Here is a 23,472-nt window from a genome sequence, read left to right as displayed (position 1 = left end):
GTAAGGAGAATTCTGCGTGCAACTTTTTTGGCCCCGCCCTCTCGCCGTTGCCGTCGCCCTGGCAAGCGCCTCGCCTTTTGTAGTCGCACAAGAAGCGACCACCACTGCAGCATCCGATGAGCCATCCAGCGATCAGCAGGTCTTGACGCTTGGCGCAGTGAACGTCAGCGCCGACCAGTTGGGTCAAACCACCGAGGGCACGGGCTCGTACACCACGGGTGAAATGTCGACCGCTACCAAGCTGCCGCTGTCCATGCGAGAAACCCCACAGGCAGTGACAGTGATCACACGCCAGCGCATGGACGATCAGGCGATGACCAGCGTCAACGATGTCGTCAAGGCAACTCCGGGGCTGTTCCTCAATCAGTCGAGTGGCCCTGGCCGACAGACCTACAGTTCGCGCGGTTTCGACATCGACAACATCATGTACGACGGCCTGCCCAGTTCGTACACAGGATGGAACGTCGGTGTGCAGCCAAACCTGGCGATGTTCGACCGGGTCGAGATCATTCGTGGCGCGACAGGCCTGGTCACCGGCAGCGGCAATCCATCGGCGGCCATCAACATGGTTCGCAAACGCCCGACCGCGACCCCGCAAGTAACCTTGACCGGCGCGGCTGGCAGTTGGGATGACTATCGTGGACAGATTGACGCTTCCGGCCCGCTGAACGAAAACGGCACTCTGCGTGGTCGCGTGGTAGGCACCTATCAGGATGCGAACAGTTTTCGCGACAAGGAAGAATCCAATCACGGCTTGTTCTATGCGATCGGTGAGGCCGACCTGAGCGATGACACCACCGCGACCCTGAGCTTTTCCCGTCAGGAAGACCAGACGAACTTCTTCTGGGGCGGCCTTCCTATCGGTACTGACGGCCACCATCTGGATTTGCCACGCTCCACCTACCCGGGCACCGATTGGGAAAACAAGAAACAGGAAATCAACACCCTGTACGGTGAGGTCAAGCATCGCTTCGACAATGGCTGGGGCCTGAACCTGGCGGCCACCAAATCCTGGCAGGATGCCGTGTTCTCCGGCACGTATCTGTCGCGCTACTCGGGCCCGCTCGCCACCACGGCCTACCAGTCGAAACCCGAGGAAGACCAGACGGCGTTCGACGGGTTCGCCAGCGGCCCCTTCGAAGCCTTCGGTCGTACCCATGAACTGGTGGTGGGTGCGAGCAGACGCGAAGTCAATCTGCAAACCCGCGAGTACAGTCCCTATGCGCTGTCGTGGCCCATTGGCGCGCCTAAACCGGATTTCGTGCACAGCGGCGACAGCCACGAAGTCACCAGCCAGGACGGCGTCTACCTGACCACGCGGCTGAGCCTTGCCGACCCGCTGACCTTGATCCTCGGGGGGCGACTGGACTGGTATGACTATGACAACCGGACGGGAGAAGGCGACTACAAAGTCACCCGCAACGTCACGCGCTACGCGGGCCTGATCTATCGACTCAATGACAACTACTCGGTCTACGCCAGTTATACCGACATCTTCACCCCGCAGACCTCAAAGGATATTTCCGGCAAGGTGCTTGACCCTATCGTGGGTGAAAACTACGAACTCGGCATCAAGGGCGAGTACTTCGACGGTGCCCTGAACGCCAGCCTGGCCGTGTTCCAGATTGATCAGAAGAACCGCGCCAGCGTCGCCGACAATCAGGCGGGCTGCCCGGAAATGACCTGTTATGAATCCTCCGGCCTGGTACGCAGCCAAGGGCTTGATCTGGAATTGCAGGGTGCCCTGTCCCCGAACTGGCAAGTGGGCGCCGGCTACACCTATACCCGTGCCCGCTACAAGAAGGATTCGGATCCGGCGAACAACAACCAGCGCTTCACTCCGGATCAACCTGAGAATCTGTTCAAACTCTCGACCGTCTACCGCCTGCAAGGCCCGCTCGAGAAGCTTCGCGTCGGTGGCAACCTCTACTGGCAGAGCCGCATGTACAACGATGTGGCACTCACCGACGGCAGCTATCGCATTGAACAAGGCAGCTATGCGGTGACTGACCTGATGGCCGGTTATGAGGTCAACAAGCACCTGGACCTGCAACTCAATGCCAACAACATCTTTGACCGCACGTATTACTCGGCCATTGGCTACGACGTGACCTGGGGCTCCACCGATACCTACGGTAATCCGAGAAACTACATGCTGACGGCCAAATACAGTTTCTGATTTGCCAATACCAGCTTTGATTCGAGCTGGCTTGTCGGTCGCCGTATCGCAGCGATGGCGGCATCAGCTTCACCATCGCATCGCCAGCAAGCCGGCTCCTACAGATGTGTGTCGCGCCGCAAACCCGACATACACCCGCAAAACCTGTAGGAGCTGGCTTGCCAGCGAAGACGGCATCAGCTTCACCCTCGCATCGCCAGCAAGCCGGCTCCGACAGATGTGTGTCGCGCCGCAAACCCGACATACACTCGCAAAACCTGTAGGAGCTGGCTTGCCAGCGAAGACGGCAGCAGCTTCACCATCGCATCGCCAGCAAGCCGGCTCCTACAGATGTGTGTCGCACCGCAAACCCGACATACCCCGCAAAACCTGTAGGAGCTGGCTTGCCAGCGAAGACGGCAGCAGCTTCACCCTCGCATCGCCAGCAAGCCGGCTCCTACAGATGTGTGTCGCACCGCAATCCCGACATACACCCGCAAAACCTGTAATTGGATGGACTCGCCCCAGCCGAGGCGTCAATGCGCCACGGTGGCAGTCTAAACAGCCAACGACAGCGAGGGCGAGTCCATGAAAAAGCATAGTTCGATTGATCAATCCCTGTCTTCTACCGATTTGTCGGCCTGCACAACCTTGGCGGTCGATCTGGCCAAGCAGGTTTTTCAGGTCGCCGGTGAAGATGTTCTCGGCCAGGTGCGCTTCGAGCAACGGATCAAGTCGCGCGAGGCGTTCTATGAGTTTCTCCAAAAGTTGCCGCCTCATGTTGTGGTTTTGATGGAGACCGGTCCGGGTGCTCAAGCCTGGGCCCGGCAACTGCAAGACCAAGGTAATTCGGCGCGAATTCTTCCAGCCGGTTTGGTGGCCAAACATCGCAGCGGGCCAAAAAATGATCGCAACGATGCGTTGGCGATTCTGCGGGCTGGTCGCGATGAAAAAATCTGCGCAGTACCGGTCAAAAGCGTCGCGGCGCTGGCCATGCAGGCGTTGCATCGCGCCCGTCAGGGCTATGTGCGTCGGCGCACGGCCGTCAGTAATCAGATGCGCGGCCTGCTGCTCGAGCACGGTGTCGCCTTGGCGCAAGGCGATGTTGCGATCAGCCAGAAAATTCCGCGGGTGCTGGAAGATGCTACCCAGCCGGTGCCGGCCCTGCTGCGTGAACTGATCGACGAACTGCTGGCCGAGTGGCGCCATTTGGGCGAGCGCATCAGCGTACTGACGGGACGCCTGGAAGTGGCCGCCAACGCCGACATGACGGCGAAGCGACTGATGACTGTGCGCGGCATCGGACCAGTCACCGCCACGGCCCTGGTGGCCAAGGAAACCAAGCCTGAGCGATTTCCCAATGCCCGCAAGTTTGCCGCGTACTTTGGCATGGTGCCTGACCAGCACAGCAGCGGGGAAAAGATCCGGCTGGGGGACATGACCAAGCGAGGTGATGCTTATTTACGCAGCCTGATGATCCAAGGAGCCCACGCGGTGCTGCAACAACTACGACCTGATTCCCAGCAACCCGATGACCGCCGCTTGTTGCACTGGATGAGCCGGTTGGGTCGTAAGGAAGCTGCGATCAGGCTAGCCAACCGCAACCTGCGAATCGTCTGGGTGCTTCTACAGAATGACCAGACTTATCGTCGCCACGCCGGAGATGGCCAGCAGGCAACGATGAGCCACTGAGCGACAGAGTTCTGCCACCGAGGTACCAACTGTCCGACCCTTTGCTGAAAAAAATTGACCCCAGGTAAGACCGGCGTGGATTGATGCCTAAGCTCCTACTGGCCTTCGAGGCCTGAATGTAATCGGCATACCACGAGCTTTTCCAATTTTGGCCAGAAGCCGAAGACGGCTTCCACGAATAGGCCTTATACATAGATGCAACGGGGCGACGGTTTTTTAAAAGCGGGTAGACAGTGGGGGCGAGTCCATACATAGGAGCTGGCTTGCCAGCGATGGCGGCAGCAGCTTCACCATCGCATCGCCAGCAAGCCGGCTCCTACAGATGTGTGTCGCACCGCAAACCCGACATACACCCGCAAAACCTGTAGGAGCTGGCTGGCCAGCGAAGACGGCATCAGCTTCACCCTCGCATCGCCAGCAAGCCGGCTCCGACAGATGTGTGTCGCACCGCAATCCCGACATACACCCGCAAAACCTGTAGGAGCTGGCTGGCCAGCGAAGACGGCATCAGCTTCACCCTCGCATCGCCAGCAAGCCGGCTCCGACAGATGTGTGTCGCACCGCAATCCCGACATACCCCCGCAAAACCTGTAGGAGCTGGCTTGCCAGCGATGGCGGCAGCAGCTTCACCATCGCATCGCCAGCAAGCCGGCTCCGACAGATGTGTGTCGCACCGCAAACCCGACATACACCCGCAAAACCTGTAGGAGCTGGCTGGCCAGCGAAGACGGCAGCAGCTTCACCCTCGCATCGCCAGCAAGCCGGCTCCGACAGATGTGTGTCGCACCGCAAACCCGACATACCCCGCAAAACCTGTAGGAGCTGGCTTGCCAGCGAAGACGGCAGCAGCTTCACCCTCGCATCGCCAGCAAGCCGGCTCCGACAGATGTGTGTCGCGCCGCAAACCCGACATACACCCGCAAAACCTGTAGGAGCTGGCTTGCCAGCGATGGCGGCAGCAGCTTCACCCTCGCATCGCCAGCAAGCCGGCTCCTACAGATATGTGTCGCACCGAAACCCGACATACCCCCGCAAAACCTGTAGGAGCTGGCTTGCCAGCGAAGACGGCATCAGCTTCACCCTCGCATCGCCAGCAAGCCGGCTCCTACAGATGTGTGTCGCGCCGCAAACCCGACATACACCCGCAAAACCTGTAGGAGCTGGCTTGCCAGCGATGGCGGCATCAGCTTCACCCTCGCATCGCCAGCAAGCCGGCTCCGACAGATGTGTGTCGCACCGCAAACCCGACATACACCCGCAAAACCTGTAGGAGCTGGCTTGCCAGCGAAGACGGCATCAGCTTCACCCTCGCATCGCCAGCAAGCCGGCTCCTACAGATGTGTGTCGCGCCGCAAACCCGACATACCCCGCAAAACCTGTAGGAGCTGGCTTGCCAGCGAAGGCGGCAGCAGCTTCACCCTCGCATCGCCAGCAAGCCGGCTCCGACAGATGTGTGTCGCGCCGCAAACCCGACATACACCCGCAAAACCTGTAGGAGCTGGCTTGCCAGCGAAGACGGCAGCAGCTTCACCCTCGCATCGCCAGCAAGCCGGCTCCTACAGATGTGTGTCGCACCGCAAACCCGACATACCCCCGCAAAATCTGTAGGAGCTGGCTTGCCAGCAAAGACGGCATCAGCTTCACCCTCGCATCGCCAGCAAGCCGGCTCCTACAGATGTGTGTCGCGCCGCAAACCCGACATACACCCGCAAAACCTGAGCTGCCAAGTGCAACGAGGCTGCGATCTTTTAAAAGCCAGATCAAAAGATCGCAGCCTACGGCAGCTCCTACGGGAGCAACGGCCTGACGCCCGCTTAACCTGTCACCCTCCCCCCCTCACAAACCGGTTACGCCCCAGCGCCTTGGCGTTATACAGCGCCTGGTCTGCCACCTCGATCAAGCCTTGCAGAGGGTCCAGCTGGGAACCCGCGCCAGCAGCAATCCCGATGCTCACCGTCAGCCGTCCGAACGGGCTGGAGTGGTGCGTTATATCCTCATGCTGCAAACGGTCGAGGATAAGTTGCGCCACCGCCGCGGCACCGTCACTGTCGGTGTCAGGCATGATGATGCCGATCTCCTCTCCGCCATAACGTGCCACCAGATCGGACGGTCGCCTTACGCACGCCTCGAAAATCCTGCCAACCGTCTGCAGGCAGGCGTCTCCAGCCACATGCCCGAGCGAGTCGTTGAAGCGCTTGAAGTAGTCGATATCAATCATCAGCAATGCCAGCGTCGTTCCCTCACGCTGTGCTCGCCGGGCTTCCATGGCAAGGCTCTCATCGAAGCAGCGCCGATTGGCCAGACCGGTAAGGGCATCCTTCATCGCAATCAGCTCAAGTTGCCGATTCGATGAGAGCAACTGCTGCTGGGCCCCGCGCAACTGATCCTCGGCCCGGGTACGCCGACGGATATCCAGGATCAGGAACCAACCGATGAGACCGGTCAGTCCCAGCAGCCCCGTCACCACCACCGCGGACAGCAATGCCTCCGTTCGCCACGCGGCGAGGACTTCGTGCTTGCCGAGTGCCACGGTCGTGACCAGCGGCAGCTGATCACTCTTGCGAAAGGCGTAAAGCCGCTCCACGCCGTCCAGGCTGGAGGTAAAGGACGCGGTGCCGACTGATCGATCGACGAGGTACTTGGCGAAGATGGGGGACCTGGAAAAGTTGCGCCCCATGTCCTGTTCGCGAAAAGGATAACGAACCAGCAGCGTACCGTCGGTATAGGACAAGCCGATAGCGCCCTCCTGCCCGACGTCGATCTTGCCAAACAGGCGCAGGAAGTTTTCCACCCCCAGGGTGACCGCCACTACGCCGGCAAACTCGCCGCGAGGATCATTGAAACGACGGCTGACGGTGATCACCCATTCGTGATTGGTACGGCTCTGGATGGGCGGACCGATAAAGATCTCGCGGGAGGGATCGTCGCGGTGATGAATGAAATAGGCACGATCAGTGCTGTTCGCCCCGGCTGGAATCGGCCGGTTGGAAGACATCAACCAGCGTCCCTGATCATCGTAGACCGTGATACCACTGAGCTGTGGCATCAGCGGCACCTGGCGGTCGACCAATGCACTGAGCCGCTCAATCTGCGCAGGGCCGCTGCCTTCGGTTTCCAGGCGTTCGACCAGCCCGAGCAACAGCAGCGAGCTTTGCCGGACAATGCCTTCGGAGTAAGTGGCAAGCGCCTGGGTAAGGTTCAAGCCATGGACATCCACTTCCTCCAGTGCTTTATCTCGAGAGGCCACTACCTTCCAGACGGTCAGTGACGCCAGGGAACAACCGATAACCAACAGCAAAAGCACAACAAGATGGGTATCACGCTTCACGTTACTACCTTATGGAAAGTCCGCTTTTCCGTTCCAGCGACTATTGGGCCAAGCCGATAGCGGCAGCCATTCGTCCTTGAACAAGGATACAAGTAGAGGTGAAACGCTGCAGCAAGTGATTATGAGGCACTGCTCAACGGAGCTGATTTCGACACGAAACGAACGCTCAAAGGACAATTGAACTGAGGCAGCGGTATAGTTCCGCAAGTTAGATGCCGTATACCCTTCAAGATGACGCACCAGCGGAAAAGTCTGATCATGAAAGGAAAAGCAGGTCGGCCAGCCACCTCGGATTGGGTCATACGTAGCGCTCAACCTGGCAGCGTGGAGCGCATCGAAGCGTGGTTCGGCAGCCATGGCTACGACCCACATCGCCACGATACCTACTCGATCGGCCGCACCCTCGCTGGCGTGCAGAGTTTTCACTACAAGGGTGCGCTGTGCCACGGCGTGCCGGGCAACACACTTGTGCTGCACCCTGACGAAGTCCATGACGGCATGGCGGGCACTGATGCGGGTTTTCGCTACCGCATGGCCTACATCGATCCGGCGCTTATTCAAAACGTTCTCGGCGGTGAGCCGTTGCCCTTCATTGCTGGCGGACTGTCATGCGACCTGCGTCTGTACCGCGCCAGTGAAGCCTTCGTGCAGGCACTGGATCATCCTCTGGAAATTCTTGAGGAGCAGGACGCCTTATACGACCTGGCGATGGCGTTGCGTGCGGTCGGTGGCAAGCCACGCGGCCGCAAACGCCTCGATTACCGCTCGGCCGAGCGCGCGAGGGCGTTCATCATGGAGCACCTTCACCAGGGCATTACACTGGAGATGCTGGAACAGGCCAGTGGACGCGAACAGTGGAGTCTGTCACGGGACTTCCGGGCACTGTACGGCACCAGTCCCTACCGCTTTGTCACGCTTCGGCGCCTGGACAGTTTTCGTCGGCTGATCCTCGATGGCTTCACCCTGGTCGATGCCGCCCTGGCCGCAGGCTTTCACGATCAGAGCCACATGACCCGGCACTTCACTCGCAGCTACGGCGTGTCGCCTTTGCGCTGGCTTGAACGCTTGCGTTCCACCTGCTGACTTGCAGGATCGTACAAGAGCTGCATGCTTTTGGTTCGATAGGCTGACGGCTTCAACTACAGAGGATCCGTCATGTCCGACTTCACTCAGCAACGCGCATCACACCCTGTGAACCTGGCCCAAAAGGCTTCGCTGATCGAGCAACAGTGGAGCCCAAGGGTCGTCGCAGAAATGAACGACTACCAATTCAAGGTCGTGCGAATCGAAGGCGAATTCGTCTGGCACTCGCACCCGGAGACTGATGAAGCATTCCTGGTGCTCGAAGGCATTTTGCGCATCGATCTACCGCAGGGCTGCATTCATGTACACCCGGGCGAATTGTATGTCGTGCCACGTGGCGTGGAGCACAGGACAGCAGCGCACGGAGAAGCGAAAATCATGATGATCGAGCCGCGAGGGGTTCTGAATACCGGGCACGAAGGGGGTGAGCGGACGGCTTTGAACGACGTCTGGATTTGATTATTCGTGTTCACAAGACAAACGATAAATCCAGATACCTGGCAGGTGACATGCCGGCGCTCTTCATCGTGGCGGTTGCCTTGGCCATCTTGACGCCCCGCTCGCCATTGGCCGCTCGGGCCGGGACACACAATGGGGCCTGAGAGCAGGCATGAAATGACTTTCATCCCGGGTATGCTCACTTGGAGTTTCTGAGAAACTCCCCTGATCGACCCCGGCCAAGGGTCGATCAGTGCGCTTGGGTGCCGACGCGACGGCTGATATCTTTCCCGCGCACCAAATCGCGTCCAATCGACGCTGAACCCATCAAGGAAGATAAAAACAATGAAAATAGTATTCATCGCTTCGCTGGGAATTTTATCGCTGACGCAAACTTCACTGGCCTTCGCGGAGAATGCCAATGGAAAAAATCTCTATCTACAGCGATGCAGCATGTGCCACGGAACAGATATCAAGGCAACAGGCCCGCTGGCCAATAAAAGCAATCCGCCTACGCCTGATCTGACAACCTCCGCTTTCAAAAAGCGATTGAATGATTATCCGGGCGTGATTGTCTCTTCGATAATACTTCGCCCAAATGGCGACTTGATTCCAAGAACCTTGCGCGAGAATGGTGTAAAGCTATCGCCGCATGCATGGAGCGTTAAGGATCTGCGCGATTTGAATCAATACATGGGCGATGTGATTTCACAAAAACGATGATCTTTAAAGTGCCGCGCCACGGCTTCGGCTGGCCACCTGCGCGACCGCACTCACCATTGCAACTCAGTCTTGCGTCGGCGCAGTTGCGCGGGCGCCGGGCGCTCGCACGGCAGAAACCGGCCGCGACCCGCCTCACCGCGCGGCGCGCCGTCCCAGACCACCTCACCGCGAGACAGGGTCATGGCCGGCCAGGCGCTGAGCGTCATGCCGGCGTAAGGCGTGTAATCGACGTTGTGGTGCAGCATTTCGTTGCACAGGTGCACCGACTCACCTTCGTTCCAGATCACCAGGTCGGCATCGGCACCAATGGCGATGCTGCCCTTGCGCGGATACAACCCATACATCCTGGCGGCATTGGTGGAGGTCAGCGCGACAAAGCTTTGCGCGGTGATGCGCCCACTGCGCACGCCTTCGGACCAGAGCAGCGCCATGCGGGTTTCGACACCGGGAATGCCGTTGGCGATCTGGTCGAACGACACCTCTTCTCCGTGGGCCTTCTTGCCATTCGGGCCATCGAAGCGAAAGGGTGCGTGGTCTGACGAGAAAATCTCGAACGAGCCGTTCTCCAGGCCATCCCAGATCACCTGCTGGTTTGCCGCATCGCGCGGCGGCGGGCTGCAGATGCACTTGGCTCCTTCGAAGCTGTCGTCACACCCCAGAGAGTCGGCGGTCAGGAACAGGTACTGCGGGCAGGTTTCGGCGTACACCTTCAACCCCTGGCTCTGGGCCCAGCGAATCTGCTCCACGGCCTCGCGACCCGACACATGCACGATCAGGATCGGCACGTCCACCAGCTCGGCAAGGGCGATGGCACGATGGGTCGCTTCGCGCTCCACCAGCATCGGCCGCGACGCGCTGTGGTAGCGCGGCGCGGTCAGCCCGGCCGCCAGTAGTCGCTCGGTAAGCCAGGCGATGCAATCGCTGTTCTCGGCGTGGAGCATCACCATGGCGCCCTCGCGGCGCGCGACCGACAACGTCTCGAGAATCTCCCGGTCGCCCAGCTTCAGCGCATCGTAGGTCATGTAGATCTTGAACGAGGTATAGCCCTCGGCAATCAAGGCCGGCAGTTCTTCACGCAGCACCTGCGGGGTGGGGTCGGTGACGATCAGGTGGAAGGCATAATCGATCACCGGCTTGTTACCCGCCCGGCGATGGTAGTCATCGACGGCAGAGCGCAGGCTTTCGCCCTTCTGCTGGCAGGCGAACGGGATGACGGTGGTGGTGCCGCCGCAGGCCGCCGAGACCGTGCCACTGAAGAAGTCATCGGCCATCACCGAGCCGTCGCCAGTCGGCTGGTCGAGGTGCACATGGCTGTCGATGCCACCGGGGGTGACATGCCGGCCTGCCGCGTCGATTTCCTGGTGACCTTGCGGCAGGTCCAGGCCAAGGGAGACGATGCGCCCATCACGAATACCGATATCGCTGGTGAACGTGTCTGAGGCGGTTACCACGCGGGCGTTGCGAATCACCGTATCAAAAGATTGCATATCAGGCCTCTTGCAGAAGTAACCGGCCCCAGCCGGTCAGGCGGCGCGTGCCTTCAATCAAGTTCGTTCAAGCCAGGCACGGGCGATTTCTTCGCGCGTAGCAAACCAGACTCCGCCGTGTTGCCGGGCATACTCGATGAATTGCTTGATCGCCCTGACCCGCCCCGGACGGCCCACCATGCGTGGATGCAGCCCGATCGACATCATGCGTGGCCCTTCAGCCGACTCCTCGTAAAGGACCTCAAAGCTTTCTTTCATGTATTCGAAAAAGTCCGATGCCTGCGATAACCCCGGAGAATTCCAGTAGCGGAAATCGTTCACGTCAGCGGTATAAGGCACCACGAGGTGACGCTTGCCCTCGACCTCGACAAAGTAGGGAACATCGTCGTTGTAGGCATCGGAGTCGTAGAGAAAACCGCCCTCTTCAGCGACCAGCCGACGGGTATTGACGCTGGCGCCATAGCGGCAATACCAGCCAACGGGACGCTTGCCGCAGGTGCGTTCGAATGATTCGATGGCCAGGCGCATGTGTTCACGCTCTTGCTCTTCAGTCAGGCGAAACACTTCCTCCCAGCGATAGCCGTGACTGCAAATTTCATGACCACCTGCAACTGCAGCGCGTGCAACATCAGGGTTCTGCTCAAAGGCCACTGCGCAGGCATGAAAAGTCGCGCGAACCGATTGCTGGTCGAGAATATCCAGGATTCGCCAGATCCCGACGCGAGAACCGTACTCGTACATCGATTCCATCGCCAGATTGCGTGTGCCGTCGGGTATTGAATAGCTGCCCCATTCGGTCATGGATTCCTGGTCCGGGTCGCCCATGGCGAGCGAGCGTTCGGAGCCTTCTTCGTAGTTGATCACCAGACTGATGGCCAAACGTGCGCCATTCGGCCAGGTGCCTTGTGGGCGTTGTCTACCGTAACCCACTAAATCGCGTGCAGGTGAAACCATCGGGATATTCTCCTGAAGTGACGGGTTTTATAAGTGCGTGGCGAAAGTCGCGACTTAGCAGTCGATATCTTTCAGCCGGTCATGGTTGAAGGTACTGTCCGATTGCCACTCGCTGAAGGCCAGCCCCATGGCCAGGGTTTGGGCAATACAGAACGAAGCGGTGAGCGAGCGAAAGCCCAGTAATTCGGCGTCGTTGACCTCAATCACCGTATCGGCCATTTGCCCGATAGGGCTCAGAACGCTGTCAGTGATCGCCACCAGCGTCACGCCTGCTTCCCGCGCCTGACGACAAGCCTCGACGGTGTCCTTGGCGTACGGCGGAAAGCTGACGGCTATCAACAAATCATCATCGGCAATGGCGCTGACCTGCTCCGGCAACGTGCCGCCAGCACCGCTGATGTGCACGGCTCGCCGGCCGACACGACTCAATGCGTAGCTCAGATACGCCGCCACCGGAAAGGCACGGCGCATGCCGATGACGAACGTCGTGCGCGCGACTTGCAGGTGGGCGATGGCGGCTTCGATATTGGCCTGCTCGCCGCCTTCAGCCAGGTGTTCCAGGGAAACGATATTGGCCTGGCTGAACTCACGCAGAATCCCGCCGACGTCACTCGGGTCCTCCAGCAACGTCTCACCGCCGTAGTGCCGAATACGCTCGCTGTGAGTGTCGGCTGCCTGTTGCAACGGTGCACGGAACAGCCGCTGCAAATCCTTGAAACCTGCAAAGCCAAGGGCCTGGGCCAGCCGAATATAAGCGGAAGGCGCGATGCTCGAGCGCTTACCCAGTTCGGCCACCGTGTTGAGTGCGATCTCATGCGGGTTGTCGATCAGGAATCGGGCCGCATCGCGCAGACGACCGGTCAGTTGTTCGTGCTGGGCCGCTATACAGTCACGCAGCTCTGCAAGGGTTTCAGGTAAGGCCATAGTGAAGGCTCGTAAAATTGGAAGTGTGTGCGCCTGTCAACGCAACGCAGTGATTGCTTGATCCAGCGCAGTGATGAGGCGGTCGACTTCTTCCAGCGTGTTGTAATGCGCCAACGACACCCGCACTACCCCGCCAAACTGGCCTAGCCCAAGGGCTTCGATAAGTCGCCGCGCATAGAAGTCACCAAAACGAATGCCAATGCGGTGCTCATCGACCCTACGCACTACAGCCTCTGACTGAACGCCCTCGACCACGAAACTGATCGTTGGTACTCGATTGTGGGTATTCGCTTTGCCGATGATCCGAACGCCCTCGCGCTGGCGCAAGAATGCCAGCAGACGCTCGGCGAGCAAATCCTCCTGCACCTCGAAGGCATCGAACGCAGCCTGCATGCACTTGCGCTCGCTGCCTTGCGCTCCAAGCCGGGTGCTGATGTCGAGCAAATAGTCGGTAATGCCAATGCAACCGAATGACAACTCGTAGTTGACGTTGCCCGGCTGCAATTTGTAAGGCACCACATCCTGACCGATAAAGAAGTGGTTAAGGCTCGGCAATTCCAGCAACAGATAGCGACGACCCCAGAGCACGGCAAAGTGCGGGCCGAATGTTTTATAGAAGCTGTAGACGTAGAAGTCGGCGCCGCTGGCCTGCACATCCACCAAACGATGTGGCGCATAAGCAACAGCGTCCACGCAGAGCTTGGCGCCCACCGCATGGACACGCCTCGCCACTTCGGCGACTGGATTGACCGAGCCGAGAATATTCGAGGTGTGGGTCATGGCCACATAACGGGTTTTGTCATTGAGCAAGACCTGCAGGTCATCCAGCTCCAGCTCACAACTGTCGAGATTGACCTTCCACACGCGCAAGGTCGCACCACGGCTTTCGCACAGCTTGACCCATGGACCGATGTTGGCCTCATGATCGCAATTGGTGACGATGATTTCATCACCTGGGACGATTGACGGGGCGATGGCGCGACATAGAATTTGCAACAAGTGGGTGGTCGAGCCGCCCATGATCACTTCTTCGGGGTGCTCGGCGTTGATCAACTGCATGACCGAGTGGCGCGCCTGCATCACTCGCTCGCCAGCGGCAACGGAAGGTTGGTAGGAAGCACCCAGTTGCACACTGTTGTTCAGCAGGTAATCACAGACCCGCTCGGCCACCGTGTTCAGTACCATCGAACCACCGGCGTTATCCATGTAGGCATAACCATCGGCCAGACCTGGAAACTGCTTGCGAACATAATCGATATCGAGAGGATTCACTCTACTTTCTCCAGCCGGATTCAATGGTGCAGGATGGCCTGAAGGAACGCTTTTGTACGAGGTTCCTTAGGTGCGGTAAAAAACGGTTCAGGGATGTTCTGCTCAACAATGCGGCCACTTTCCATGAAGATCACCCGGTCGGCGACCCGACGGGCAAAGCCCATTTCGTGAGTCACCACGACCATCGTGACGCCGGAGCGAGCAAGGTTCTGCATGACATCGAGTACTTCGCCGACCATTTCCGGGTCCAGTGCCGAAGTCGGTTCGTCGAACAGGATTGCGCGAGGTTCCATGGCCATGGTGCGGGCAATGGCAACACGCTGCTGTTGGCCGCCAGACAATTGGCTCGGGTATTTATGCGCGTGATCGCCCATGCCGACCTTCACCAATAGCTCCTTGGCCCTGGCGTGCGCATCACGCCGGCTCAGCCCGCGAACACGGATCGGCGCCAGTGATACGTTGTCGAGAACTGTGAGGTGTGGATAGAGGTTGAAGCTCTGAAACACCATACCCACTTCGCTGCGGATGGCGGCCAGTCGCGGACCGTTTTCAACACGCTCGCCGGCCACGCGGATATGGCCTTGCTGGTAGTTCTCAAGCAGGTTGATGCAACGGATCAAGGTCGATTTACCCGAGCCGGACGGGCCAAGAATGACCACCACTTCACCTTCTTCAACCTGCAGGTTGATATCGCTCAACGCTTTGAAATTGCCGTAGTACTTGTCGAGCTTCTCGATGTCGATCAATGTGCTCATGCGGTTTTTCCTCCAGAGGCGTTACGACGCTCAACCCAGCTGACCATCTGCACCAGCGGCAGCAGCAGCAAGAGGTACAGCAAGGCTGCCCCAACCAGCGGTGTCGGGTTAGCTGCCAGTGCCTGCGCCTGGGTCGCCTGCTTCAGCAAGTCAGGCATCGCTACGACTGAGGCGAGCGCCGTGTCTTTCATCACGTTGATGCAATTGCTGGTCATGGGCGGCATCACGATGCGGATAGCCTGCGGCAAAACCACGTCGCGCATGGTGTTGAAGAAACTCATGCCTTGAGAAGCCGATGCTTCGAACTGGCCACGGGGAATGGCCTCGATGCCCGAACGAAAAATCTCCGCGCTGTAGGCGCATGAGACAAGCGAGAGCGCACTGGCAGCGGCCGCAAAGGACGACAGACGAATGCCGACAAAAGGCAGCGCGTAGTAGATGAGTACCAGTAAAACCAGCAGTGGAATGGAGCGCATGATATCGATGTAGATACGTGCAAGCGCTCGAACAGGTGCGTAGGAGTACAACCGCAGCAATGCCAGCAATAGCCCGCCCACCAGGCCCAGGGCAATGCTCACCACCCCAAGCAAAATGGTCACGCCCAAACCGCGCATCATCAGCGGAAGCGAATCGACGAGCACGTTCCAGTTGAAGAATGTCTGCAAAAGATCCATGGGATACCTCGGTCAATACAAGTGGCGAACAGGCGTCGCCACTTACATGCATCATCAGCAGGGCTTACTTGAGGACGGCGGTCACTTTCATGGTGCTCGAGTCTTGATTGGCGTCGGCGCCGAACCACTGTTTGTGGATTTTCCCCAGGGTGCCGTCTTCTTTCATCTTGCTGATGATGTCGTTGACCTGATCGCTCATCGCCCAACCTTTGGCGTGCATCAGCGAGTAGCGTTCACCCGTGGGAATACGCGCCACGATGGAATATTGCGGTTTGTCCTTGATGTAGTAGAGCACCGCCGGGATGTCGCTGAGGTAGCCATCGATTCGTCCGGAAGCCAGGTCGAGCATGGCCGGCGATAGCCCTTCATAGCGCGAGACATCGGCGAACTTGTACTCGTCCTTGTGTTGGCCGATCCACATGTCACCGGTAGAGCCAGTGTCGACACCCACCACCTTGTCGTTCATGTCGGCCAGGCTCTTGACCTTGGAAGTGGTCAGTGCGGTGAGCGACTGGTCGCTGTCGAAGTAAGGCTGCGCAAAGGCTACCGACTCCAAACGTTTAGGGGTAATAGTGATTGAAGAGATAGCGATTTCAACACGTTTGGATTGCACGGCACTGAACAGGCCGTTGAAGGGAATATTGACGAACTCGACGCTTTTTCCGGCGCGCTTGGCCACCTCTTTTACAACATCGACTTCGAAGCCGACGAACTCACCTTTGGAATCCTGAAACTCCCAGGGCACGTTGCCAACGTTAGCACCTACGGTCCAGTCCGCGGCCCAGGCTGGCAGTGAAACTGCAGCGGTCATGAACAATCCCAACATCACTTTCGCTTTCATGTTTGCTCCCGATTGTTTGTTTTTTTTAGGTGCTAACAGCGGTTGATCTCGTACAACGTGGGATCGAGAGTAAATCAATGAATTATTTATTTCAATACCGTATGTCAGTGAATTTTTTACTCCGCTACCATTTTCAGTTTGCCTTGAGCGCCACGTCCAAAGGGAATCAGCTATCAAGGCTGACGCCAAAGCTGTGGTGTGAGAATGCCTCGATGGAGGCCTCTTCACGGGTTTCGACTTTATGAGCGTCTGCTGGCGAGCAGCCGATCGACTGCTCAAGGTCGCGAGTACACTGGCGGACCTTGAACAAGCCGACGGGATCAGACGCGAACATTTGGCCGAGGGGCTGCAATGTCGGCCGACAATGCCTACCCCTTGGTCAGATCAACCAACGGCGTCTGCCGCACCTCAGTCTCCCGCCCACCCTGAATATCGCTCACCTGCTTCAAGGCCTTATCCACAGCCGCCTTATCCGCCAACAAGCTGTAGCTGATGCGGAACTGCTTGTGTTCCTTCGGCCCGATTGTGGGTACCAGGTTCAGTGGCCGCTGATAACGGCGGTTGTAGGAAAAACTTGTCCCCGGCTCCAGCCCCGTGACATAGCCCTGGCCTTGGGTATCGGTGTTTTTCCACAGGGAAAACACCGGCAGTGTCTGAGTATTGAAGCCGACCGATACGCCCAGGCTGCCGGCCTTGTCATGCAACACGGTCAACGTATCGCCCTTGGCATCGGCATACGGCACCACGTTGTAAACCGTTTCGTCGTAGTCCTTGGTCGGTGCGCGGTAGGTTTGCCAGTCGGGCAGATCACCCTTGGCCTTGTCGTTGAACGGCGACACCTGTTTCACCGGCGCGGCGAAACGAGCGCCCTGCTCCAGGAACGGGGTGCTGAAGTTACTGTGATACAGCGCCTGGTATTCCTTCGGATAGTCACCGTTGTTGGTCAGGGTGTCGTTGAGGGCGAACACTACGCTGCCGGGTTCGGTGACCAGTTCGGTCGCGACGGAGAAGTCGACCTTCTTGAACGCCTGCTCCTTGAGTTCGCCGCGCAGGGTAATGGCGTACGGTGGTTTTTCATCGATGTGCAGGGTGACTTTGTTCGCAGGAATATTGGCGGCCCGGCCGTGCAGGGTCAGCAGTTCGCCGTTGTCGACGCCGGGGTGGCCGACCCATTCGTATCCGCAGCGGGTGACCAGCTCATTGAAGCCTTCCAACCAGCCCAGACCACCGCGGCCATTGAGTTCGATGAAGGACGGATTGACCACTTCCTTGACTGGCGAATCCCAGCCCATCCTCACATCGCCCACCGAGGCCTGCAAGACGTTCATTCCGCGAGTCGGCACTACCGAGAGTTTCATCGTGCCGTTATCGATGTCGACGATGCTGACGCCCTCCTGCCGCCCGCCATGCAAGGTGCGCAGGGTGACGCTGAAGGGTTTGTCGGTTTTTACGCCGAGTTGCTGGCTGGTGATCTGCCAGTTTTGGGCGGCTTTGTCAGTGTCGAGCAGAACGTAATCCCAGGCCATGGCGTGGGAGGCAGCGGACAGTGCGCTGAGGGCAACAAAGAGTTTGAGCGGGGTCATGGCAGCAGCCTTTCTTGGAGTTGTGGCATTTTTATAGACTTGAAGAAACGTTTCAGCAAGCTTAAAAAGCGACATAAATTCGGAATAGCGCGTTTTTTTTCAGGTCTGCCCTGGGCACCGGGCCGTCACAAACCTGTCACCCCTGCACGCTACCCTCCCTGCTCTCGCGCACTTCACTCCGACATAAAGCCTCACTACAAGGTGCCAGCCAAGGTGTCCTCAACTCCGTCCCGCCAGCAAATCATCCTCAGGTCCAACGATATGTGCAGCGATGACTTCGGCGCGCTGTTCGCGAAAATGTTCGGTAATCGCTATTCCGATACTCCGCCCTTGCCCTCGAACATCATCATCGGCGGCGTCTACGGCCGGCACGAGGGTGTCAGCTTTCGCCGCATGCATTACCGTGGCGACTTCTCGGTGGTCTTTCCCGATCCCCAGGACGAAATCACCTTCGTCATTCCTACCGCCGGCAAAATCATCTTCAATCACCTCTGCGAGTCGGTAGGTGATTCACAGGTCGGGCTGGCAATCGACAAATCAGATATTCGTTCGATGCGTTTTATCGACAATCACGCGCAGCACGGGATGTCGATAAAGCGTGCGATGCTCACAGAACGACTGTCGACGCTATTGGGCAAGCCAATTGTTGAACGGTTGGTGTTCGAGCCTGTGGTTGATTTGAAGGTCTCGATTTTCCAGGGCCTCAAGGCATTGATCGATCTGGCCACCGGCGCCGAGTTCGATGTGCTGATCAACACCGGAACATTGATGCCATCGCGGCTGCGAGAGATGTTGTTGGACGCGGTGCTGGAATCCTGGCCGCATAATTTCACCCAAGCCCTGAGGCAGCCTGCTCCGTTGATCGCGCCACGGCATGTGAAGCTGGCGGTTGAGCACATTCAGGCGCACCCCGAGCATCTGCTCAGCGGAACGGATCTGGCCCGATTGACCCATGTCAGCCAGCGAGCACTGCAGGAAGGTTTCCGGCGATTCGTGGGGAGCTCGATTGTGGCGTACCAGCGGCAGGTGCGTTTGCAGCGCGCCCACGAAGCGCTCGCCCAACGCGATTCGCCTTCCGTGACTGAGGTGGCGCTGCGATTGGGCTTCAGCAATGTCGGCAGGTTTTGCCAGTATTTCCAGAGCGCCTATGGCATCAGCCCCGCAGAACTGAAATCAGGACTGCGCACGCGAGCGCGGCACTAAGGCTCCGGCCGCCAAACGATAGCGGCCCGAACCCGAAGTGTTTCCCTAGAACAGATAACTGGCCTTGAGCCCGCCGCTGTAGCCGTGGCTGTCCCCGCCACCGCTCGCACCCACTTCGGCACCCAGGCTCAGCGCGCCGAGATTGGCCATGAGGTTGACCCCTGCGGTGAACTGGTCGCGGTTATCGAACGCGGCGCGCTGTTCGATATCCAGGCCCAGCAGGTGCCCTTCGCTGTCGACCTGATGATCGCCGAGCAGATGCTCATAGCCCACCTGGACACCCGGCACCAGTTGCCAGGCGCCCATGCCGATCGGGGCGAATGCAGCGTTGAGGTTGGCCACGGCACTGCGGCGAGTTTCGTCAATGCTGTCGACGTCGAGGGCCAGCTCACTGCCTTTCTCCTGGAAACCCGACAAGTTCAGATGGCTGACGCGCACGCCGAGGCTCGGCTCGAGCGTCACGCCGCTGACCGGCACACGGTAGCCCAATGCCAGGGTTGCTCCAGTGAGATTGCCATGGCTTTCGCCCTTGGCGGTGCCGAGGCCGCCGCCGAGGTCGCGCTTGCTGTCGTAGTCGATGTAGCCGGCGCTGGCGTCGGCGTCGATGAACAACCCGCGTTCCAGACCGTCCGGCGCGAAGCGTGCGCCCATGCTGAAAAAGCTGAAGTCGGTATCCGCCTCGCCACCCGCGCCGCCGACGTTGCCCTTGCTGTAGCCGAAGCCGGCATGGGCGCTCAGTTGTTCGGAGAAGCGCTGGGTCAGGCCGACCATCATGCCTTGGCTGTGCTCGTTGCTGCTGGAGGCTTGGGACGAACCATCGGTGCCCAGGTAGCCCGCCAATGCGGTGGACCACAAGCGGTACTGGCCGACCTTGAGGTCCGTGCCACTGGCAAACGGCGCAGCCGCCTGGTCGATCATCGCGCCCCGACGCAGCAGGTAACTCGCCGCGTCGGCGTGCACCTGACCGCCGACCGTGGACTGGACGCCCGCCAGGTCGCCCGCATCGATGGCCGACTGCAGATAGTAGTTGTAGTCGCTGTAAGTGCCCGAGAGGCTGCTGTTCTGCAGCTGTTGCAAAAGCTGCGCGCCGGCGGCGGCGTTGCCAAGCAGACCCGCCTGGCCGGGCAGACTGTTGAAGTAGACCATCTTGCCGCGCAGCACATAGATCGTCTCCTGGGACAGACCCAGGCCTTGCTTGAGGTAGTTGTCCATGCTGCCGTACTGCGCGGTCACCTCGTCCAGGCCGGCTTGCAAGTAGCTGGCCTCGACGCCGAGCAGCGGCGCATAAATGGCCGCCATCGCCGGTGGCATACTCGCCAGGGTCGCCGCTACGCGCGCGGCGGTGTAGTCGTTGGTGGCCAGGTAATTACTCATGATGGTGGCACTGTCGACCCCGGCAATGCTCAGCAACACGGCGGCGGTCCAACCGGTTCGGTCCTTGCCGGCGGTGCAATGGAACAACGCGGCACCGTCGACACTGGCCAGTTCATTGAACAGCCTGGTGAACTGGCTGCGCATCCCGGCGTCACTGACAAACGCCCGGTTGGTCTGCTCCATCATCGCGATGGCATCGGCTGCACTCTTGAACGAGACCGTGGTGATGTTCGAACCGGATGTGGTGCTGCCGATGATGTCGATGTTTTCGTAGCTCGCCCCGGTGAGCATCGTGTCGGGTGTGCCGGCAATCTCACTGGGGGTGCGCAGGTCGTAGACGGCCTTGATGCCCAAGGAGTTCAGCGTAGCCAGATCCGCGGCAGACGGGGTCAGCGCGTTGGAACGATAGAACACCCCGCTGCGCATCGTGCCATCCCGGGCCGTGGAGTAGGCGGTGGTAACCCCCGCGAGATCACGGAAGTTGTCAATGCTGCGCAGGTGGGGAGTCTCGAGGACGTTAGTCTCGGCGGCTTGGGCGGTGGCGATGGACAGAGTCAAAACGGACAGCGAACACAGAAGACGTGGAAACACAGTTCAGCCTCATTGATCAAGCGATGGGCTGGCTACTATCTGTAATGAAGTAATACCGAATATGACAGATTGCGCTCGGACGAAAATCGGTGCGTGATTGGTCCGCCGGGTTCGTTTTTTGTCCGAGGTGTTATCGCCAGCCGTAGGCAGCTATGAATCAGCTCGCCGCTCGAATCGAAGGTAACCATGGGAATCAGTCCCGACGCGGACGAAGCCTGCTTGCTCATACATGAGTCGGGCAGGGTTATCGGGACGTACGCTTAAACACAGATGTGTAAAGCCGCTATGCCTGGCTGTGGTCGCATAAGCGTTCAGTAGTGCTCGACCAATACCGTTGCGCCTGCAAACCGGGCTGACGTTGATCGTGCAAAGCTGCGCGTACTCCTGTTCTGGCATCCATAACGAGTAACCCGCGAACTGGTCTTCATGAATGGCCACCGTCAAACGATCAAAGTTCTCTACCCAACGAGTGAGATGTCGCTCCAGCTGTCGCCGCCATGCATCTTCGTGATCAGACTCCCAGCACCGTATGTAGTCCTGCTCGCCCCGGTATATCGACGGAATGTCGGTAACACAGGCTTGCCTTAATATGAGCGTCATCCTGATGCCTCATGGGTGATGAATGGGGAAACTACCAAATCGCCCGGCCTCAGCCAACGACAGCTTGAGCCAGGCTTGCGGCGAAATAATCGATGCCACCCAAGGGTTTGATTCGAGCAAGACAACGAAGCACTGAGATTATGGGCCAACGGCTTTCATGGTGCGCAGATTCAACCGGCCGATTTACTTTCCGCAGAAAACTGCCAAACGAACAACCAGCCCCATGAAAACCGCGATCATGCAGTCCTCTCATGAGCTTGCCGACTATCACTCGGCGCTTGAGCACGATCGTCAAGACTGTAGTCTCGTACGACATGGGCAATGCGCAGATGATAATCGTTGAAAACCTGCTGACGGCCTGCCAATTGGGCCGCACGATGCGGTTCAAGACCGCGCCACCGCTGGATAGCTTCTTCGTCACGCCAGAATGACAGCGACAGCACCTTTCCTGGCTCACCCAGGCTTTGGAAACGCTCCACGCAAATGAAGCCATCCAACTCTGCCAGCAAAGGTTTCAGTTCAGCAGCCAGGTCAAGGTAGCGCTGGTATTGCTCTTCGCGTGGCCAGGCTTCAAAGATAACGGCGATCATTGCTGAGCTTCCTGAGTGGGATGGAATTTAGGAATGCGCCCATTAAGGGACGGCAAATAACTCCACCGATACGATCGAGCAGAGGGGAAAGACTGGCGTTGCAACCACAGCAATATCGCTTCAGAGGCGATCGCCAACGCCAGTTGCTGACCTGGGCATTCATGTCGTCCTGAGCCGAAACTGAAGGTTCGTCTTTTACTTCGCTTGAGCAGGAAGCTATCGGGGTCGGGGTTCAGGCAGGGATCTCGATTGGCTGAAGCGAGTAGCACTAGAACGGTATCCCCCGCTTCCAGGACGCTATCGCCAATCGTGCATCGCTTCGCAACGAATCGCCGAGTGTTTTGCACTGGCGAGTCGTAGCGCGCTACCTCGGCCACCAGTTCTGCGACGAGCATCGGCGTCGGTTGCCCGTCTTCAATCAGGCCAGGATTACGATGGAGCGCTACGAGGGTATTGCCAATCAAGCCTGCTGTGGCTTCACAGGTCTGTGACATCAAGCCGATCAGGTTAGCAATCAACGCTTCTGGATCTTCCCATTCAGCAGCTTTGCTTTCGCTGCGAATTCGAGTCAACAAAGCGCTATCACTTTCAGGGTCATTCAGCAGCGCGCTGAATACCTGGCCAAGTTGAATGGCTCCGGAATGGGCCTTATCGAGTTGCGTTTCATCGCTTAACGGCGATAGGCAGGCGACAAAATCCCGTGTCAGCTTCGCGACATCTTGCATGCGCGAGGATGGCAGACCTATCAAGGAAGCAATGACGCAAACCGGCAACGTGAACATCAACTCGTCCGTAGTTTCGAGCGACTTATCAAGTGTCGCGACCACACGTGACACAATGTCGGCGACGCCTTCCATCTCGATAGAGGCCAGGGCGGGCTCAAATGCCATCCTGGGACACCGGTGTCGTGCCCCTTCGTTCATGCGCATCAACCGACCGAAAACAAGTCCGGCGGCGCCCTGTGCAATGGCAGGAGGAATTGGCTCGTGGAGTGGACGCACTCGACAATCGGGATTCCCCAGAATGGCCTCGACCGCTTTGGCCCCACTCGCAATCCATAAACCAAGATCCGCATCGAAGAACAGTTCCTTCTGTTGCCTGAGATGCGAGTAGTAACCATAAGGATCGTCATGGGTGGCTGCTTCTAATGGCGTCATTTTGGAGCCCTGTTAACAAAGAACAGTTACTATCGGACACCCTTC

Annotated in this window: 19 protein-coding genes and 1 pseudogene; 7 read left to right on the top strand and 13 right to left on the bottom strand. The window is 58.7% G+C overall.

Features of this window, described 5'->3' with window-relative positions; translation table 11 throughout:
* The first annotated feature begins 58 nt into the window (after positions 1–58).
* Positions 59–2,179 (top strand): TonB-dependent siderophore receptor, encoded by a 2,121-nt coding sequence (locus DKB71_RS10540; RefSeq protein ID WP_408601079.1) that lies wholly within the window; start codon positions 59–61, stop codon positions 2,177–2,179.
* Positions 2,180–2,791: 612 nt separating this feature from the next.
* Entirely contained in the window at positions 2,792–3,850 is a 1,059-nt protein-coding gene (locus DKB71_RS10535) for an IS110 family transposase (RefSeq protein ID WP_274078160.1), read from the top strand.
* Between the two features lie 1,822 nt (positions 3,851–5,672).
* On the opposite strand, the gene DKB71_RS10530 is transcribed toward DKB71_RS10535, so the two are convergent.
* Positions 5,673–7,178, bottom strand: coding sequence for a diguanylate cyclase (locus tag DKB71_RS10530; RefSeq protein ID WP_408600309.1), 1,506 nt, complete (start codon positions 7,176–7,178; stop codon positions 5,673–5,675).
* Positions 7,179–7,436: 258 nt separating this feature from the next.
* Between DKB71_RS10530 and DKB71_RS10525 the strand changes: the two genes are divergently transcribed.
* The 3 genes from DKB71_RS10525 (at position 7,437) to DKB71_RS10515 (ending at position 9,422) form a co-directional block, all read left to right on the top strand.
* Positions 7,437–8,261: an AraC family transcriptional regulator gene (locus DKB71_RS10525; RefSeq protein ID WP_408600308.1), complete on the top strand. Its 825-nt coding sequence runs from the start codon at positions 7,437–7,439 to the stop codon at positions 8,259–8,261.
* Between the two features lie 72 nt (positions 8,262–8,333).
* Positions 8,334–8,720: a cupin domain-containing protein gene (locus tag DKB71_RS10520; protein ID WP_406591125.1), complete on the top strand. Its 387-nt coding sequence runs from the start codon at positions 8,334–8,336 to the stop codon at positions 8,718–8,720.
* A 324-nt stretch (positions 8,721–9,044) separates the two neighbouring features.
* On the top strand, positions 9,045–9,422 hold the full coding sequence (locus DKB71_RS10515) for a c-type cytochrome (protein ID WP_323607696.1): 378 nt from the start codon (positions 9,045–9,047) through the stop codon (positions 9,420–9,422).
* 50 nt (positions 9,423–9,472) lie between these two features.
* Here DKB71_RS10515 and hydA read toward each other — a convergent pair whose 3' ends face one another.
* From hydA to DKB71_RS10480, 7 genes are all read right to left on the bottom strand, one after another.
* Positions 9,473–10,909 carry a dihydropyrimidinase gene (gene hydA, locus DKB71_RS10510; protein WP_408600307.1) on the bottom strand — a complete coding sequence of 479 codons (1,437 nt, stop codon included), beginning with the start codon at positions 10,907–10,909 and terminating at the stop codon, positions 9,473–9,475.
* A 57-nt stretch (positions 10,910–10,966) separates the two neighbouring features.
* Positions 10,967–11,863, bottom strand: a complete 897-nt coding sequence (locus DKB71_RS10505) for an allantoinase PuuE (RefSeq protein ID WP_274076406.1) — start codon at positions 11,861–11,863, stop codon at positions 10,967–10,969.
* 54 nt (positions 11,864–11,917) lie between these two features.
* Positions 11,918–12,787: a MurR/RpiR family transcriptional regulator gene (locus DKB71_RS10500; protein ID WP_274076405.1), complete on the bottom strand. Its 870-nt coding sequence runs from the start codon at positions 12,785–12,787 to the stop codon at positions 11,918–11,920.
* A gap of 36 nt (positions 12,788–12,823) precedes the next feature.
* Positions 12,824–14,059, bottom strand: coding sequence for a cysteine desulfurase-like protein (locus DKB71_RS10495; RefSeq protein WP_408600306.1), 1,236 nt, complete (start codon positions 14,057–14,059; stop codon positions 12,824–12,826).
* Positions 14,060–14,079: 20 nt separating this feature from the next.
* The gene (locus DKB71_RS10490; RefSeq protein WP_274076403.1) at positions 14,080–14,814 is read right to left on the bottom strand and encodes an amino acid ABC transporter ATP-binding protein; all 735 of its coding nucleotides are present in this window, start codon (positions 14,812–14,814) and stop codon (positions 14,080–14,082) included.
* Positions 14,811–15,488, bottom strand: coding sequence for an amino acid ABC transporter permease (locus tag DKB71_RS10485; protein WP_027923846.1), 678 nt, complete (start codon positions 15,486–15,488; stop codon positions 14,811–14,813). Before DKB71_RS10485 ends, DKB71_RS10490 begins: the two co-directional genes overlap by 4 nt.
* Before the next feature lie 64 nt (positions 15,489–15,552).
* A complete protein-coding gene (locus DKB71_RS10480; RefSeq protein WP_274076402.1) occupies positions 15,553–16,329 on the bottom strand; it encodes a transporter substrate-binding domain-containing protein in 777 nt (258 codons plus the stop codon).
* Between the two features lie 253 nt (positions 16,330–16,582).
* On the opposite strand from DKB71_RS10480, the pseudogene DKB71_RS10475 reads away from it, so the two are divergent.
* Positions 16,583–16,693 (top strand): annotated as a pseudogene (locus tag DKB71_RS10475) (hypothetical protein); the annotation flags it as partial.
* A 4-nt stretch (positions 16,694–16,697) separates the two neighbouring features.
* Here the strand turns inward: DKB71_RS10475 and DKB71_RS10470 are convergent.
* Entirely contained in the window at positions 16,698–17,912 is a 1,215-nt protein-coding gene (locus tag DKB71_RS10470) for an aldose 1-epimerase family protein (protein ID WP_408600305.1), read from the bottom strand.
* A gap of 261 nt (positions 17,913–18,173) precedes the next feature.
* On the opposite strand from DKB71_RS10470, the gene DKB71_RS10465 reads away from it, so the two are divergent.
* Complete coding sequence (locus DKB71_RS10465) at positions 18,174–19,115, top strand: helix-turn-helix transcriptional regulator (RefSeq protein ID WP_408601078.1); 942 nt, start codon at positions 18,174–18,176, stop codon at positions 19,113–19,115.
* A gap of 45 nt (positions 19,116–19,160) precedes the next feature.
* Here DKB71_RS10465 and DKB71_RS10460 read toward each other — a convergent pair whose 3' ends face one another.
* The 4 genes from DKB71_RS10460 to DKB71_RS10445 all read right to left on the bottom strand — a co-directional run bounded on the left by DKB71_RS10460 (position 19,161) and on the right by DKB71_RS10445 (position 23,427).
* The gene (locus DKB71_RS10460) at positions 19,161–21,080 is read right to left on the bottom strand and encodes a tyrosine-protein phosphatase (RefSeq protein WP_408600304.1); all 1,920 of its coding nucleotides are present in this window, start codon (positions 21,078–21,080) and stop codon (positions 19,161–19,163) included.
* A gap of 150 nt (positions 21,081–21,230) precedes the next feature.
* Positions 21,231–21,680 carry an N-acetyltransferase family protein gene (locus tag DKB71_RS10455; RefSeq protein WP_408600303.1) on the bottom strand — a complete coding sequence of 150 codons (450 nt, stop codon included), beginning with the start codon at positions 21,678–21,680 and terminating at the stop codon, positions 21,231–21,233.
* A gap of 236 nt (positions 21,681–21,916) precedes the next feature.
* On the bottom strand, positions 21,917–22,270 hold the full coding sequence (locus DKB71_RS10450; protein ID WP_408600302.1) for an antibiotic biosynthesis monooxygenase family protein: 354 nt from the start codon (positions 22,268–22,270) through the stop codon (positions 21,917–21,919).
* Positions 22,267–23,427, bottom strand: coding sequence for a cytochrome P450 (locus DKB71_RS10445; protein ID WP_408600301.1), 1,161 nt, complete (start codon positions 23,425–23,427; stop codon positions 22,267–22,269). The genes DKB71_RS10450 and DKB71_RS10445 overlap by 4 nt, the downstream gene beginning before the upstream one ends.
* Between the last annotated feature and the right edge of the window lie 45 nt (positions 23,428–23,472).

Source organism: Pseudomonas sp. PLMAX (genome assembly GCF_046042685.1).
Taxonomy (GTDB): domain Bacteria; phylum Pseudomonadota; class Gammaproteobacteria; order Pseudomonadales; family Pseudomonadaceae; genus Aquipseudomonas; species Aquipseudomonas putida_AE.
Note: the sequence above shows the minus strand (reverse complement) of the source record. Positions and strands in the feature narration are given on the sequence as shown.